This window comes from Coprococcus sp. AF102-57 (assembly GCF_027686195.1).
In the GTDB taxonomy this organism is placed as follows: Bacteria; Bacillota; Clostridia; order Lachnospirales; family Lachnospiraceae; genus Allocoprococcus; species Allocoprococcus comes.
This window is the reverse complement of record NZ_JAQCSY010000007.1, coordinates 1-15,503: the sequence shown is the minus strand read 5'-3', so window position 1 is coordinate 15,503 and position 15,503 is coordinate 1. Positions and strand designations below refer to the sequence as shown.

The 15,503-nt window shown below is 39.3% G+C and carries 15 protein-coding genes; 1 reads left to right on the top strand and 14 read right to left on the bottom strand.

Going from position 1 to position 15,503, the window contains the following annotated elements:
• Positions 1-50: 50 nt before the first annotated feature.
• The 12 genes from PGZ10_RS06035 to PGZ10_RS05980 form a co-directional block, all read right to left on the bottom strand.
• Entirely contained in the window at positions 51-464 is a 414-nt protein-coding gene (locus tag PGZ10_RS06035; protein WP_243000014.1) for a hypothetical protein, read from the bottom strand.
• A gap of 379 nt (positions 465-843) precedes the next feature.
• Complete coding sequence (locus PGZ10_RS06030; RefSeq protein WP_117835030.1) at positions 844-1,566, bottom strand: amino acid ABC transporter ATP-binding protein; 723 nt, start codon at positions 1,564-1,566, stop codon at positions 844-846.
• Positions 1,559-3,049: an ABC transporter permease subunit gene (locus PGZ10_RS06025; protein ID WP_117835032.1), complete on the bottom strand. Its 1,491-nt coding sequence runs from the start codon at positions 3,047-3,049 to the stop codon at positions 1,559-1,561. Before PGZ10_RS06025 ends, PGZ10_RS06030 begins: the two co-directional genes overlap by 8 nt.
• 165 nt (positions 3,050-3,214) lie before the next feature.
• On the bottom strand, positions 3,215-3,859 hold the full coding sequence (locus tag PGZ10_RS06020) for a GDSL-type esterase/lipase family protein (protein WP_117835033.1): 645 nt from the start codon (positions 3,857-3,859) through the stop codon (positions 3,215-3,217).
• Positions 3,860-4,122: 263 nt separating this feature from the next.
• Positions 4,123-4,551, bottom strand: coding sequence for a secondary thiamine-phosphate synthase enzyme YjbQ (locus PGZ10_RS06015; protein WP_117835035.1), 429 nt, complete (start codon positions 4,549-4,551; stop codon positions 4,123-4,125).
• Entirely contained in the window at positions 4,545-5,405 is an 861-nt protein-coding gene (locus PGZ10_RS06010; protein WP_117835037.1) for an amidohydrolase family protein, read from the bottom strand. Before PGZ10_RS06010 ends, PGZ10_RS06015 begins: the two co-directional genes overlap by 7 nt.
• Before the next feature lie 23 nt (positions 5,406-5,428).
• Complete coding sequence (frlD, locus tag PGZ10_RS06005; RefSeq protein ID WP_117835038.1) at positions 5,429-6,235, bottom strand: fructoselysine 6-kinase; 807 nt, start codon at positions 6,233-6,235, stop codon at positions 5,429-5,431.
• Between the two features lie 266 nt (positions 6,236-6,501).
• Entirely contained in the window at positions 6,502-7,353 is an 852-nt protein-coding gene (locus PGZ10_RS06000; RefSeq protein ID WP_117835040.1) for a PfkB family carbohydrate kinase, read from the bottom strand.
• Positions 7,354-7,460: 107 nt separating this feature from the next.
• Positions 7,461-8,423 (bottom strand): SIS domain-containing protein, encoded by a 963-nt coding sequence (locus PGZ10_RS05995; RefSeq protein ID WP_117835042.1) that lies wholly within the window; start codon positions 8,421-8,423, stop codon positions 7,461-7,463.
• A 35-nt stretch (positions 8,424-8,458) separates the two neighbouring features.
• Complete coding sequence (locus tag PGZ10_RS05990) at positions 8,459-9,874, bottom strand: YfcC family protein (protein WP_117835044.1); 1,416 nt, start codon at positions 9,872-9,874, stop codon at positions 8,459-8,461.
• A gap of 17 nt (positions 9,875-9,891) precedes the next feature.
• On the bottom strand, positions 9,892-10,728 hold the full coding sequence (locus tag PGZ10_RS05985; RefSeq protein ID WP_117835045.1) for a sugar phosphate isomerase/epimerase family protein: 837 nt from the start codon (positions 10,726-10,728) through the stop codon (positions 9,892-9,894).
• A gap of 33 nt (positions 10,729-10,761) precedes the next feature.
• A complete protein-coding gene (locus tag PGZ10_RS05980) occupies positions 10,762-12,315 on the bottom strand; it encodes an amidohydrolase (protein ID WP_117835047.1) in 1,554 nt (517 codons plus the stop codon).
• 292 nt (positions 12,316-12,607) lie between these two features.
• On the opposite strand from PGZ10_RS05980, the gene PGZ10_RS05975 reads away from it, so the two are divergent.
• Positions 12,608-13,342, top strand: a complete 735-nt coding sequence (locus PGZ10_RS05975) for a GntR family transcriptional regulator (RefSeq protein ID WP_117835049.1) — start codon at positions 12,608-12,610, stop codon at positions 13,340-13,342.
• A gap of 413 nt (positions 13,343-13,755) precedes the next feature.
• On the opposite strand, the gene PGZ10_RS05970 is transcribed toward PGZ10_RS05975, so the two are convergent.
• Together PGZ10_RS05970 and PGZ10_RS05965 are read right to left on the bottom strand one after the other, a co-directional pair.
• Positions 13,756-13,995, bottom strand: a complete 240-nt coding sequence (locus tag PGZ10_RS05970; RefSeq protein ID WP_330414231.1) for a hypothetical protein — start codon at positions 13,993-13,995, stop codon at positions 13,756-13,758.
• The gene (locus tag PGZ10_RS05965; protein ID WP_117835053.1) at positions 13,979-15,340 is read right to left on the bottom strand and encodes a zinc-ribbon domain-containing protein; all 1,362 of its coding nucleotides are present in this window, start codon (positions 15,338-15,340) and stop codon (positions 13,979-13,981) included. Before PGZ10_RS05965 ends, PGZ10_RS05970 begins: the two co-directional genes overlap by 17 nt.
• Between the last annotated feature and the right edge of the window lie 163 nt (positions 15,341-15,503).

Sequence of the window (15,503 nt, the reverse complement as noted above, 5' to 3'; positions counted from 1 at the left end):
TTCTTACTGAAATATAACCTAACAGAAAAAAATAAAGATTTGATGAAGATTTATTCCCGTATGGAATAAACCATCAATTGAATATCATTATCAGAACTCGGCTTTCCACTGAAATCAGCAAAGCTGTTACAAATACGAAGTCCTAATTTACAGAATATCTCCGTGATTTCATCCAAACTATATAACCTTATAGGATTTCCTTCTTTCATTTCAGGCTTATAAAGTGCTTCTCCATACATATAGTCTACCTGCCCATATATCAGCGTTTTTCTATCCTTCTCCCATTCAAAAGCAGATAATGTAAGTCCCTTTTCTCCTGCATCCCATAACTTGCAAGGGAAATGTGTTTGGGCATAGCTTCCATTCATGATAGCCATACTGTAAAATACGACCAACGAAAAGACGGATTTCATTTCCGGAAATAACCCCATTGGCTGCAAGGTTATTAAAATAATTTTCGTCATACTTATTCATTGTCTGACCGACCTTGAGCGAAATTCCCGGCTCAATACAATAAGCAACATTACCTGAGTATGAGCCAATAGCCTTAAGATTGGTAAAATTGGAACGTCCGGTATCTATCATATTTATCTGCATGAACAAAGCGGACAAGTCCGCTTCAAACTCCCTGAATCCCTCAGTCTTTGAGGGACTTGTTACGCTTTGCGCGCCAGATGCAGTCTGCTTTAGCAGACATATTCCACATGCATCTGGTCGCATCCTCGCGGAGCGTTTTTGCTTTATTGGAACATTACGGAGTAATTTCCTATAAAGCAAAAAAGGACAATTTATCTGAATTTCAGATAAGCCGTCCCTTTTCTATCTACATGTTTTATATTTTTGCTATAATACTTTCGCAAGAAAACTTTTTGTTCTCTCATGTTCCGGCTGTTCAAACAGCTCTTTCGGCGGTCTGTCTTCCACAATCGTTCCATGATCCATAAATATAACACGGTTACTTACATTTTTGGCAAATCCCATCTCATGCGTTACAACAATCATTGTCATTCCCTCTTTTGCAAGAGAACGCATAACTTCCAACACTTCTCCTACCATTTCCGGATCCAAAGCAGAGGTTGGCTCATCAAATAACATCACTTCCGGATTCATTGCCAATGCACGCGCAATTGCCACGCGCTGTTTCTGTCCACCAGATAATTTATTCGGATAGGTATCCGCCTTATCCTCCAGTCCTACCCTTTTCAAAAGCTCTACTGCTTTTTTATCCGCTTCCTCTTTTGTCCATTTCTGGAGACGTACTGGTGCAAGCTTGATATTTTCTTTCACTGTCATGTTCGGAAATAAATTAAAATGCTGAAATACCATGCCAAGATTCGCCCGAAACGCATCTAAATCTAACCCTGGTTTCAATATATCCTTTCCGTTAATAAGAATCTCTCCTGCATCAGGCTGTTCCAGTAAATTAATACACCTCAAAAATGTAGATTTTCCGGAGCCAGAAGGTCCAATGACACAAACACATTCGCCTCTTGTTATTTCAATATTTACACCGTTTAATACATGGTTATTTCCGAACGATTTTTCCAAATTATGAATCTTAATCACTTTCCTTCAGCCTCCTCTCAAATTTTCCAAGCAAAATCGACAATACTTTTACAATCAGATAATACACGATACCTGCTGCCAATAAAGGGATAAACATCTGATAAGTACGTGATGATACATAACTTGCCGCTTTTGTAAGATCAACAATTCCCACATAACCCAAAATGGATGTTTCTTTGATCAACTGGATAAATTCATTTCCCATGGCAGGAAGAATATTTTTTACTGCCTGCGGAATCACAACAAAACGCATTGTATCATTATAACTAAGACCCAGGGAACGTCCCGCCTCAGACTGTCCTTTATCTATTGCCTGAATGCCACCGCGAATCACTTCAGAAACATAAGCACCACTGTTAATTCCAAAACTTACCACTGCAGCAATATATCCCAAACGACTATGGAAAACTGCAAAATATACAATCATCAGCTGTAGTACTGATGGCGTTCCTCGAATCACATCTACATAGAAAGCCGCAACAGAAGAAGCAAGCGTTCTTTTTCCTCTATTGTCGGCATTGATACGTATAATTGCAACCAGCAATCCAAGAATCACACCTATCAATACGGAAAGCAACGATACGATTAATGTCGTACCAAGACCATTTGCATAGTATTTCCATCGATTATCCTGTACAAAAATAAACTTCAGAGTTCCGATAAAGCCATCCTCTTCCTGTGTAGCAATGATCTGTTCGCTCTTTTCTCCTGAAAAATACTTTGCATACAAAGTATCATAGGTTCCATTTTCTTTTACCTTGGCAAGACCATCATTAATCAACTCTGTTATTTCGGTGTTACCTTTTTCAATACAAAATACAGTATCTTCTTCGGTTCCCTTCACCGGGACTGCTTCAATCCCATCGGTCTGTTTGCAAAAAATCTCTGCGATGATCGTATCAATGATCACAGCATCTGCGCCTTTATTCTTTAGTTCCATAATTGCACTGGAGGCATTTTTAAAACGCTTTACTGTCGCATCCTCTACTACACCATAGTCTGTATTTTCACCCGATGCGATCATATCACTTTGGGATCCTTCCAATACAGCAATCGTCCTTCCTTTTATGTCTGAAAAATCAGTATATTTCTCATCTGTCCTATATACAAGGCTCTGGGATCCCGAATAGTATACATCTGAAAAATCTACGCTCTTTGCTCTTTCTTCCGTAGGTGCAATTGAAGCCGCGATCGCCTCAATATCTCCTGCTTCAATAGACCCAAGCAATGAATCAAAAGGTAGATCTACCCACTTCACTTCAAATCCAGCCTCTTTGGCAATAGCATTCATCAGTTCAATATCAAATCCTGTAAGATTTCCGTTGCTGTCAAGATACTCAAATGGTGCATATTCTGCATTTGTTCCGATTGCAACCATTCTCTTTTCGTCTGCATAAGCATGCATCGGTATTTGAATTATGATGATCATCATCAAGAAACATACAATTACTCTGTGCAGCCAGTATTTCCTGTCCATCTTCATGGCACTCCTCCTACCTGTATCTTTCGTTATTTATGAAATGTACTACATCATATTATAACGTTATATTCAATCGTTTTGTGCTTTACTGTTTTACTTTTGTATAATTTTACCAATTTAACGTGTTGCATTTTGTTGAAATGAGCACAATCATTTTTTAATATTGCTTCAGAAACATTCATCTGCTTCTTTATTTTTGATTATTAATGCTATTGCTTCCGCAAGTATTCTATGTCCTTCCTCTGTAAAATGAATTCCATCACAGCCTATGCACTCCGCTCCAAGTACATCTCGTGCACTCAAAAATTCTGCATGATGAAGTGCCGCAATACTTCTATATTCTTCCGTCAGTCCGCCTGCCTTTTGCGCAGACTCTGCTGTAAATTCTATCCAGTCTTTTTTAGGATATAAATCTGCCGGTGCGATAACTATTTTTTCAGGAGTCTGACTTTTTCGTCTGCATGTTTCCTCTATCTTCAGCAGTACTTCATCCAATCCATATCCAATCTCTACTGTATTCACTCCATAGCGTGTCTTTGTATCATTTGTTCCTAACATAACAATGATATAATCCAAAGGAAATTGTGAGATCAAACATGGATACAGATAATCCAAGGCAGCTGTTCCCGGTTCAATTTTATCTGTAAATGCAGTTGTCCTTCCATTCATTCCTTCTTCGATCACTTCATAGTTTTCCCCAAGCATCTGTGCAAGCTTTCCCGTCCAGCGCACATTTTTTTCATATCGTTCCCCACTGCCCGGTATATATCCCCAGGTATTTGAATCTCCAATACAAAGTATTCTTTTTCCCATTCCGCTCATTCCTTCTTCGATAATCCAACTATTTTAATATCATTCTTTGTGTAGCTTTTCTTATTGTTATGCTCCACAGCTATCTGTGAATATAACATTCACGGCTTTTATGAGCACTTTCTCTTAAACCGTTTTATATGTTAATACGTATTATGATATAATCTATCATATTATAACGCTATATTAGATACGATCTGTTCTTATTTTTTAACTTTATGCAGTTTTACCAATTTGATGTGTTAAATTTTGTTTAATGCTACAATTTATTCTCCAATAATCTCCACATATACTCTTCGTGTCTGAGGTCCGTCAAATTCTACAAGATAAATATCCTGTGCACCACCACAGACTATTTTTCCATTAACCACCGGGAACATACAATGATTTCCACATAGCAGACTCTTGATATGACCTGTCGAATTATTTCCTGTTGCACCATAGCTTGGCAGGAAATGGGCATGCATATAATCGGCTTCGAGAGGGACAATTCTTGTAAGGGTATCTGCAATATCCCTTTCTACACAAGGGAGTCCTTCATTCACCATAATTCCGGTTGTTGTATGGGCTGTAAGGACGAGAACCGCTCCGTTTTTTACCGGACTATTTTTAACAATCTCATGTACCTCTTCTGTAATCATATGGAATTCTTCCGGTTTATGGCTCATCCATTCAATTGTATGTAAATCTACCATTCTTCCGTCTCCTCTCCTAAAAAGCGCAATGCATTTTTATAATAGATTCCTTCACGTGCGTAATCTCTCATTGGTATTTTTTCCAGTGCACGAAGAATTTTAAACTGCCGGAACCTCGGACCATTTGACGCAAACATAATCTGTCTGTATAATGCCCGGTCTACCCATAGCGGTCCCATATCCACTGTAAAAAGTCTTGCTATTGACTCCTCCGGAGAATCCAGGTAGAGCACAGAAGTGTCTGTATACACATTTGGATATTTAATCATCAGCATAACCATTTCCCTTACAAATGGCCACGCAAAATGAGCCAGGCACATACGCAGCTGCGGGTATCTGGTTGCTACCCGTTCAAACTTCAGCGGATACGCATATTCTGTAATCGTATTAGGCTCCCAGCTTAACCCTGCATGAAATATGATTGGTCTGTTATATCTGATACATAGTTCATAAATTGGATTCATAATTGGATCATCCGGAAAAAACTTCTGTTTTGCAGGATTTAATTTTAATCCTTTCAGTTCAAGATCCCTAAATGCATGCTCAAGAACTTCCAGTGCATCCTCCCGGTGCGGGTCAACACTCGCAAATCCGATAAAGCGTTCCGGATGGTCTTTTACAAGCACGGCGATCTGATCATTTGTCACAATCTGTCCACCTTCTGTTGTTGTAACGTCTAAAGGCAGCAGCGCCGCTTTGTCCACATGGGCGTAATCCATCTCTGCAAACATTTCATCATATCCGTATGGAGACTGTTTAAATACTCCAAATGCATTTTTCCTGAATTCCAATTCTTCTTTGTCTTTACAGACTGCCTCATAAAAAATTGGATGAATGTGCATATCTATAATCATTGTACATATTCTCCTTTTTGATTTTAATATGGTTCAAATTTTGTAATTACTTCTGAGCTTATCTTTGCTCCAAATTCCTGACATTTGGGGATTTCCCATCCATTCATAATTCCATAGGTAAATCCTGCTATGTATGAATCACCTGCACCAACTGTGTTCACTACTTTCACCGGAACAATTCCATAATGGTAGTATCTTTCGCCATCATAACTTAGACTTCCATTTTCTCCAAGCGTAGCTGTTACAATTTTCGCCCCGAATGACTGGATTCTTTTTATATGTTCCCGAATGTAGTCATCTTCTTTTTCATAAGAAAGAAATGCATAGTCTACATTTTTAAAGTTCTCGTCCGTGTTATACTCCGGATTTCCACTGAAAATCGAAAAATCCATCACTACTTTCACTCCTGCTGCGCGAAGCTCTGGGAGGTCCTTTAATATATTTCCAAAAAGATCTGTGTGAAGATAATCAAATGTTTTTATGTACTCTTTATCCTCCTCCGTCAATGCAAAATCTTTCATGACACCTTCCACCTCTTCAAGATGTACGCGGTCAACCCCATTGATCAGATTCATTTTCATCTGGCATGTATTTCCTTCTTTTTCATGTAAATGTGAGATCTCTATTCCTTCCTGCTGCAGCATTTTGCGCATTGTTTTTCCATATTCATCTGTTCCGGTTACGCTGACCACGCTGACTGAAATTCCCAGTCTCTGAAGATGTACTCCCCAGTCTACCCCATTTCCGGTCGGATAACATCTATTTAATTTTTCATAAACATCCATACAAGAAAAACCTGCTGCAACCGCACGTACTTTTTTTTCGCCCATATTTTCCTCCTTCTCACTGTACAGCCCCTGTATTTCTCCGCAACACTGTCCCTGACGGAGCTGCCGGGGTATTATTTCCATTTCCTAGAAATCAAAAAAGCAGATGCTCGTAAAGCTATTATGAAAGAATTTTCCAGAAACAACAGAACACTTCTGTCATCAGCCCCTGCTGTTTCTGAATCATCCCAAACAATAAAACATCCTCAGAACGCACTTTTTATTGTCCCACTGTGTTTTACAGCTCAAAATATCTCACAGACATCTGCCTATTCATATTTTTTACCATATCCAAAAGCACCATTCATTCCACATACTTTGGAAGCAAATTCAGCTGCTGCTGCCAGACTTTCTCTGATTGCAGTTTCTCCTGTAATTCCCTTTTTCAGGTGATCTGTATAAGCAACCATAAACGATGTGATCAGAGAATCTCCTGCACCCATGGTGTCAACAACTTCCTTGATCGGTACCGCTTTCTGCACATAATATTCCTGTCCATCATATAAAATACAGCCATCTGCACCTCTGGATGCAACAGCAAGCTTTGGTCCATAGGAAACAATCTTTTTCAGATGTTCTCTGGCTTCTTCATCTGTTCCGTCAAAAGAGCAGAATGCATAATCAACAGTTGGTGCTACTTCTGCATAATAGGAATCCTCTGAGTCATCTGAAAAATCAAATGAAATCGGCACACCCGCTTCACGGATTTTTGGAAGTTCTTTCTCCATAAAACAATAATTTCCAGAATGTACAAAATCAAACTGTCTGATATACTCAAGATCAAATCGGTCTAATACATATGGTGTTTTTCCACGGATACCACCTTCATTAGATCCTAAGAACACTCTGTCTCCATCAACCAAAGTTGCTCGCGCACAACCATTTTCTCCTTCTAACTGTTTGCACTTTACTGTCTCAATCCCAATATCATCTAAAGCATACATAACATGTTCTGCTTCAGCATCATTGCCGAAATATCCCATATATGCACTTCTTTTTGCACCAAACATTTTGGCATATACTGCAAAATTTACACAGTTTCCACCCGGATACATTGTTTTAATATGCTCATATTTATCTACAACATTATCACCAAAACCTAATGCGCTTACATCATACATTTTCTCATTCTCCTTTTCGCCTGCCCATAAATTTCAGGTCATTGCGAAATTCCCATTTTCTGATCTCTTATTGCATTTTAGAATTCCGCAATGATCTGTCTCTGTGATTAATATTCAACAACACCCATGTATCTTCTCATGTCAGTTGGATGACATCTCTTATCCTGAAGAGCATTTCTGTATGCAACACTCATTGCATAAAATACCATTGCATTAAAGTACTCTACGCAGCTGTCGTCAATTGCGTCAAGTCCAAGGTCATTTGCATCGATCACTTCATATTTCTTTGCATATTTGTTCAGGAATACTTCTGCTCTCTCATCCATAACGCGGTTTCTTCCGCGGCTCTTTAATAAAATATAAAGATGATCTTCATCTGTTACTTCAAATGGTCCATGGAAGTATTCTGCTGAATTTAAGTAGCAGCAATCCATCCACTGCATCTCCTGAAGTGAGCAAATAGCAAATCCATATGCAGATGCATAAGCTGCTCCTGAACCCATGATATATAAGAACGGTTCTTTTGCATATTTTTCAGCAAAAAGCCATGTTCTGTTTTTTACGCTCTTGACAGCAGCTCTTACGATACCATCTGCTTTTTCAAGTCCGTCTGCCACTGCATCGTATAATTTATAGTCTGGCTCCTGAGCTTTCATTAACTCATTCAAAATGTTTAATACAATACCCTGTGGTTTATCCTTTTCATTTGTATCATCTTCCCAGGAATATACAATTGGATTTAATGAACTGTCATCACAGGCTGATCCAGGTGTATGTGTCATTGCTACAACTGCTGCGCCAAGATCTTTTGCTAAATGTGCTGCTTCTACAGTCTCTTTTGTATTTCCACCATGAGAGCAGATAAATACAAGACTTGTTTTTCCAAGGTGTGTCGGAGGTGTTACAACAAATTCTTTACTTGTGATCCAGTCAGCATGCATTGTCTTGGATTCGGTACGTACGAAATAATATCCTGGATAAAGATCTACCAAAGATCCTCCGCATGCTACAAAATATACATCTTCGATTTTTTCTCTTCCGTTTAAAATTTGGGTTACTAATTCTTTCATTGTCTTATTCTCCTTCTATTATAAAAATTTTATGTTTAAAGCATTGCTGAAATAGTACAGAATACCAATGCCATTGCTGTTACTAAAATAAAGAACTTCCAAATTGTCTTCCACCACTGACCAAAGGTAATCTTACATACAGCAAGTCCTGCAACGGTCATGCCTGCTGTCGGGCTTAACATATTGGTCAGCTGATTTGCAAATTGAAGTACTGTTACACTTGCTTCCGGATTCACACCCTGTAAATCACATAATGGAGCCATAATTGGCATAGTCAAGGATGCCAGTGCAGAAGATGACGGAACAAGGAGTGACAATAATGACTGAACCAGATACATTACTGCAACAAATGCTGCGCTTCCTACACCTGCAAGTGCTCCTGATAAATAATTCAGGATCGTATCAATGATCATTCCGTTTTCTGCAACAACCAGAATACCTCGGCATATACCAATTACAACTGCTGCAAACGCAAGATCTTTTACACCGATCACGAACTGTTCTGCGATCTCTTTCTCAGAAAGTCCGCCAACAATACCCATTAAAATACCCATTGCAAGGAACACGCCGGAAATCTCATCCATATACCATCCATGTGCAAGAATACCGTACACAATAATTCCCATTCCTACTGCAAATACAAGTAATACCAGTTTATCTCTTAAAGTAAATCCTGTATCCTTTTCATCCATCATAAATTCCTGTTTTTTCAGAAGGTCATCCTGATAAGTGATGGATCCGGTTGGATTCTTCTTTACTTTCATTGCATATCGCATAACATAAGCGATGGTAACAGTCATCATAATTGCCCACCAGATATATCTGTATACTAGCTGTGGGTTGCCATGGATTCCAGCAACACCCTGTGCGATCAGAACGTTGAACGGGTTTGTGGTAGATGCTGCATATCCAATCTGTGGTCCTAAGAATACAATCATGAAGGTCGTCATGGAGTCATATCCCATTGCAAAGAAAATAGGGATCAGCATAACATAGAATGGAATAACCTCCTCCGACATACCAAATGTCGTTCCACCAATTCCTAACAGAATCATCAGAATCGGTATCAGTAAAACTTCTTTTCCTTTTAATCTTAAAATAACCTTCCGGATTCCGCGATTCATCGCATTTGTCTTTGTTAAAATCTGGAATGTACCACCGATCAGTAAAACGAATGCAACAACATCTGCAGCTGCCTGAATACCTCTTGTAGGTGCCATTAAAATTTCATGCAGTCCTTGTCTTAAATCACCGGATTCACTCACTTTATCTATCACATGATAGGTTCCGGCTACCGCAACTTCACGTTCTCCTGCTGCTGTATTAATTAATTGTCTGTCAAACTGTCCACTTGGCAAAATCCATGTCAGGATTGCAAATCCTATAATCAATATAAATGCCAGCGTATATACATGCGGCAGTTGAAGTTTAAATTTTTTCTTATTTTCCATTTTCAAATCCCCCGTAATCAGCCTATTAAGTAAGGCTTATAAGCTTCCATATTCCGTTTGTCATGTGATGCCGGATCTTCAAAATAATCAAAATCTGTAATTTCCTGGCCGAAGTATCCTTTGTATCCCCGTCTGACAACCGTATCAATCCATTCTCCAAGTGGATGATTGCCATCTCCCCAGATCAGATGTCCGTATGGATTTCCATCTATGAAATGCATATGAATAATCTCATCGCCAAATGTATCAAACCATTCGTCAATTGTCTCTCCGGCGACTCCCATTGCAGTTGTATCAATCATTACTTTCAAATTCGGATGATTCACTTCATCGTGCATCCTTTTCGCATCTGCAAGCGTTACAACAAGTTGGGACTCCTGTGGTCTTAATGATTCCATCGCCAGATTAATATTGTGTTTTGCTGCCTCATCTGCCAGTCTTGAAAGCATCTCTCTTGAACGCTTCCATGCTTCTTCACGGTCTTCATTCCAATAACCCCAGCCGGAGTTAATTGCCATTGTTTCTATGCCAAGTTCTTCTCCAGCCTTCAATGCATTGGCAAAATATGCAAAGCTTTTTTCATAAAGCTCCGGCTCCTGGGCTGCGAACTGATATTGATAAGTACAGTTTTCCGGTGTCAGTATCTTTACCTGCATTCCTCTTGACTCTACTTCATGCCGTACTTTTGTACAATCCGAGTAAGACATACTGTCCAAAAAGAAATGCGGTGCACCAGCCCATAACTCAATCGTCTTCACACCAAGCTTTTGCTGTGCATCCAGAAAATACGGGAGTGAATAATATAAATAATGAATATTCATTCCTGCAATTCTGTCTCTGTTGATCTGTGCCATGTTTCTTCTCCTTTCTATCATCATAATTTTTTATTATTCTTTTGTATATACCGGTTTTCCATTTACCATTGTCATGGAAACTTTTACATCTCTCATTTCGCTCATCGGTACTTCAAAGACATTCCGATCAAGAACTGCTATATCTGCCAGTTTTCCTGCTTCTAACGTTCCAAGCTTATCTTCCATTCCTATGTTATAAGCTCCACCATACGTCCATGCTTTTAACATTTCAGCGATTGTAATCGTGTTCTGTACATTGTACTGTTCTTTTCCATCTGGGAAATATCCACCACAGCCATGGAAAATTGCTTCCGGAATGTCTGTGATCATCAGTGGCAGATCTGTTGCTCCTGATAATGTCATTCCTCCATCAAGCATACCTCTTCGATTCCAGAAATACTTGCCTCGCTCTGTTCCGATCGTCTCTTCAATCGATTTTTTCACATCATCCGCTGGATCCAATGACATAATCTGGAAATAGATTTCTCCAGTCACACCAATTTCACCCATCTTTTTCAAATCTGCCGGATTGGAAAATTCCATATCTGTCACAGCATGACGGTTCACAAGCTTTCCATCTTTCTTCTGACATTTATCAAAAATACCAGCCACTTTATGTACTGCTCCATCCCCCTGTGCATGCAGTGAATAACGGAATCCATTTTCATCAGCAAGCTGCACTTCTTTTTCAATCATTGGATAATCCACCTGGATACTGCAATGCATGTCCGTTCCTTCATAAGGCTCTAACAGATCACCCTTTGTACTTGCCACCGTTCCGTCTGTCATTCGGTTATATCCAGAGAACCGGATGAAATCACCCTGGAACTTCTCTCTCATTCTTTTTCCATGTTCAATGTTGATTCCTTCACCAACCGGCTGCGACATAAAAAATGTTCGAAGTGACAATTCCTTCTGTTCTTCTTTTTCTTTCAGAAATGAGTCAAATCCATAAAAATCATCAAATCCCATTTCTTTTACCGTTGTAACTCCACGGCTGTTCATCAGCTTCATATAATCTTTAAATTCCGGTTCTATGAATTCCCGATCATTTAAATACTCCGGCATAATCTTGTGATAGGCTTCCGGATAGCATTCTTTCGGATTAAATCCATATGTTTCTTCCGCTTTCCGGTTCATCATGCATGTGCTGCGGTCTGCTGCAAATACGATAACTGCCCGATCCGGATATGCTTCATTCAGCTTTTCTTCCAGACCTTCCGTTTCGAATCCGTTTGAATTCCATCCATGTCCAAATACAGTGGAAGGTTCTTTCTCTTTTTCAACCTGTTCCTTTATCTTCTGTAAAAACTCTTCCTGCGATGTTATGCCAGACATATCAATTCCAATATGGAAAATCGCATAACCCGTAAAAAAAGTATGTACATCAATAAATCCCGGTGTCACCAACTGATCTTCCAATTCCAGAACCTCTGTCTGTTCGTCAATCCAATCACTTCCATCATCCGTTCCAACCGCCAGGATATTCTGTCCGCTTACTGCAACATATCCTGCAAATGGGTTCTCAACAGTAGATGTAAAAATATGATCTGATCTTAACAGATAATCTGCTTTTTGCTTTCCCATGTTCTCCCTCCGTTCTTATTGCTTCATTTGATGATTATGTTATATCATATTATAACGTTATATGCAATCGTTATATAACGTTATATGTTTACTTTCTATGTTTTTACTAAGATCAAACTTTTATTTTTGTATTATATGCACAATATCTTTGTCAGTCATATGATTTATCTTTTACTTTTTTTGTTACGAAATGGATTGATTTTGTTGTTATTTAAGTCTGTTTCCGCTATAATGTATCTGTGAATCGTATATCTATAACTAATATACGTTGTATATTTAAAGGAGAATTATAATGAAACTTGATATGAATGCAGAAACTCCATTATATATGCAGCTAAAAGAAGCAATCAAAGCTGCAATCAAAGATGGCACTTATCCGGACAACGAAAAAATACCTACTGAAATAGAATTAAGCGAACATTACAAAGTCAGCCGCATCACCGTAAGACGTGCTGTTGAAGAATTATGTCAGGAAAATTATCTTGTAAAACGTCAGGGAAAAGGAACTTTTGTAAAATCCCGCAAAATCCAACGCAAAATGGAACATCTTCTTGGCTTTGCTGATGCATGTAAAGCAAATGGATGTATTCCATCCCGCCTTGTGATCAAACGCTCCGTAACCGAGTTATCTGAGGAAGAAGCCAAAACAATGAATGTTCCAACTGGCTCAAAGGCAGTCTTGATCGAACGTGTCGATCTTGCCGATGGTATCCCAATGATTTACGAAAGCAATCTGTTTCCTTATCCCAAATATGAATTTCTTTTAGATGAATCATTAGATGGTTCCCTTTATCAGCTTCTAAAAGATTCCTACCATATTCAGGTTAAGGGCTCCCGTAATTCGTACCTTGAACTGGCACGCGCTTCTGGTTCGCTTGCCAAACATTTACGCGTCACCAATGGAGAACCTTTATTCTATTTATACTCCGAGATTTTTGACACAGACTATAATCTTGTTCATATTTGCCGTGACTATATCCGCGGAGAACAATATCGGTTTTATATGGACGATTATACAAGACCTTAACCTTAATAACCGTTCGCTCTGTAAATATTCTATGCCACAAATAATAAAAGAAGCAGTTGCTTAACGAATTTTCGTGAAGTAACTGCTTCTTTTATTTATAAAGCTATATAGTTTTGGATGTCAAAAAGTCTGATCCATAACTTTTATTATCAAATTGCATATTAGATATTCAATAAATCACTGAATACTTTTAATGCTCCGTCTGTTTCATGTGCAAGCACGCGTTTTATTTCTTAAATGATGATGAACTTGATGACGGTTTTGGAGAAGAAGGTTTTTATATCTTCTAAGCCATCAATCGTCTGCTTAATGTGCCCGCCTCCGTGCGGGCCTTTTTCAATTCAAGAGAGCGCCGTAGGCGGTCTTTCCTATAAAGTAAAAAAGGACGCAGAATCTCTTCCACGTCCTCACATCTATCTGGCTTTATCTTCTCTTACCTTTGATACTTCCTTATGTGCCGCTTCCTGCTTCACATCATCCACTCCTCTAGCCTCAAATGCATCTGCATTATACTGATACTCCTGTGGTTCAGCAACTATCGGTGAATATACAATCTCTGCTTCCACTCGCTCAGCCTCTGCCCTCTCCGGCTCTGTCTGTTCCTGCACCTTCGCATTCTCCATATGCTTTTCCTTATCAAGCTGCACATTCATAGCTAGATTCTTCTGTATCGGAAGATATAAATATATGTACGCTCTGAAATGCTGCTTTGATACGCTGTGCATATTCGGGTTCCGCTTCGTTTGGTTTCATCGGCAACTTAATGAGTTTGATTCCACGTTGTTTACAGAGATGTTCCTTTAGTATGTCTATCTTCTCCGAGTCCGTATTCACTTGAATGGCAATCTGCTCCAGTGGGATATATACATCAAGTGGAATGCCGAATAACCTATCAGAGCCAAGTTCAACTTTCAATCCTTTCAAATTGGCATAATAACTGATTACAAGAGCCGGGAACAACGACAGATACTCCTGCTCACATATTCTGCACCCTTTTCCGAGAACAGTACGCTCGTTTATCTTCATACTCCAAGAATGACCGTATCTGCATTGCCACCATGCTCTCTTTGCCGAATTTCTTGAAACTTCTGTCGGTTTTAACTTGTTTAATTCATAATCCCACTCAACAAGCAATTCTCTATCAGTTGTTGCAAGGCCATTGTATCCGGCAAGCACTTCTCGCTCTGCACAGACAGGGCAAACCGTTCCTTTCACACGGGCATTTATAACTGATTTCCACTCGTTTCCACATTTTCTGCAATGCCACCATACATTTTTCCTCGACTTTGCATTGACTTCATCCGGTTGCAGAGGATAGTTTTTCTCTGACCATTCTTTGGCTATCTGTGGGTGTGTACTTTTCAGGTCATTTTTTCCTTTAATAAATGTATAGCCACTGCAACAGGGGCATTTACTGCCACCAGAACGAGTAGAGATAAGCGTATTCCATTCATAACCGCAGGTTCTGCACTTCCACCAAGCCTTGCTGTTTGCAAACGCCATAACTTCGGTAGGCTTCTTTTCATTCTTATCAGACCATTCGTCTGCAACTTCCGGGAACAGGGTTGCAAGGTCATTAAATCCTGCAAGCACTTTATTATGGGAGCAATACGGACAGCCTGTTTTGTTGATGGTTCTGCTCTTTACAGTGGCTATCCATTCGTGTCCTAATTTACATTTCCATATCACTTTCTTGTGTGAGCCGATAGATACCTCTGTCGGTTTGATTTCATTTTCCTCTGACCACTCTGAAGCTAATTCCGGCTTCAATGTACTTAAATCGTTAATGCCTGCAACTACTCTTGCACCGGAGCATATCGGGCATTTCTCGCCGTTGGAACGAGCCTTTACGCTTGTTTCCCATTCGTGACCGCAAGCACCTTTCCACCATACTTTCTTATTCGAGCCGAAAGTTATACTGTCCGGTGTCAGTGGTAAATTCTTTTCTGACCACTCTGCAATCAATTCTGGATGTACTGCCGCTAAGCTGTTACTCATATCAAAACCTCCACTTCCTCTGTGATTAAAGTATATGAGGTTTCGGCTTTTTCTTGTAGTTTGCGAATATCCGTAAAAATAGAAAAAGCCCTTTGAGAAAAGATTTCTCCTCTCTCAAAGGGCTTGATAAATGGGAATTTTCAAATTAGTCTTTGCAAATAAC

Excerpts from the sequence above, each read along its gene's own strand:
- PGZ10_RS05970 (WP_330414231.1), bottom strand. The coding sequence starts at position 13,995 with ATGAATGTGCAGCTTGATAAGGAAAAGCATATGGAGAATGCGAAGGTG.
- PGZ10_RS05990 (WP_117835044.1), bottom strand. The coding sequence starts at position 9,874 with ATGGAAAATAAGAAAAAATTTAAACTTCAACTGCCGCATGTATATACG.
- PGZ10_RS06010 (WP_117835037.1), bottom strand. The coding sequence starts at position 5,405 with ATGATTATAGATATGCACATTCATCCAATTTTTTATGAGGCAGTCTGT.
- PGZ10_RS06000 (WP_117835040.1), bottom strand. The coding sequence starts at position 7,353 with ATGTATGATGTAAGCGCATTAGGTTTTGGTGATAATGTTGTAGATAAA.
- PGZ10_RS06035 (WP_243000014.1), bottom strand. The coding sequence starts at position 464 with ATGACGAAAATTATTTTAATAACCTTGCAGCCAATGGGGTTATTTCCG.
- PGZ10_RS05965 (WP_117835053.1), bottom strand. The coding sequence starts at position 15,340 with ATGAGTAACAGCTTAGCGGCAGTACATCCAGAATTGATTGCAGAGTGG.
- PGZ10_RS06020 (WP_117835033.1), bottom strand. The coding sequence starts at position 3,859 with ATGGGAAAAAGAATACTTTGTATTGGAGATTCAAATACCTGGGGATAT.
- PGZ10_RS05985 (WP_117835045.1), bottom strand. The coding sequence starts at position 10,728 with ATGGCACAGATCAACAGAGACAGAATTGCAGGAATGAATATTCATTAT.
- PGZ10_RS05975 (WP_117835049.1), top strand. The coding sequence starts at position 12,608 with ATGAAACTTGATATGAATGCAGAAACTCCATTATATATGCAGCTAAAA.
- PGZ10_RS06015 (WP_117835035.1), bottom strand. The coding sequence starts at position 4,551 with ATGGTAGATTTACATACAATTGAATGGATGAGCCATAAACCGGAAGAA.
- PGZ10_RS05980 (WP_117835047.1), bottom strand. The coding sequence starts at position 12,315 with ATGGGAAAGCAAAAAGCAGATTATCTGTTAAGATCAGATCATATTTTT.
- PGZ10_RS05995 (WP_117835042.1), bottom strand. The coding sequence starts at position 8,423 with ATGAAAGAATTAGTAACCCAAATTTTAAACGGAAGAGAAAAAATCGAA.
- PGZ10_RS06025 (WP_117835032.1), bottom strand. The coding sequence starts at position 3,049 with ATGAAGATGGACAGGAAATACTGGCTGCACAGAGTAATTGTATGTTTC.
- frlD (WP_117835038.1), bottom strand. The coding sequence starts at position 6,235 with ATGGGCGAAAAAAAAGTACGTGCGGTTGCAGCAGGTTTTTCTTGTATG.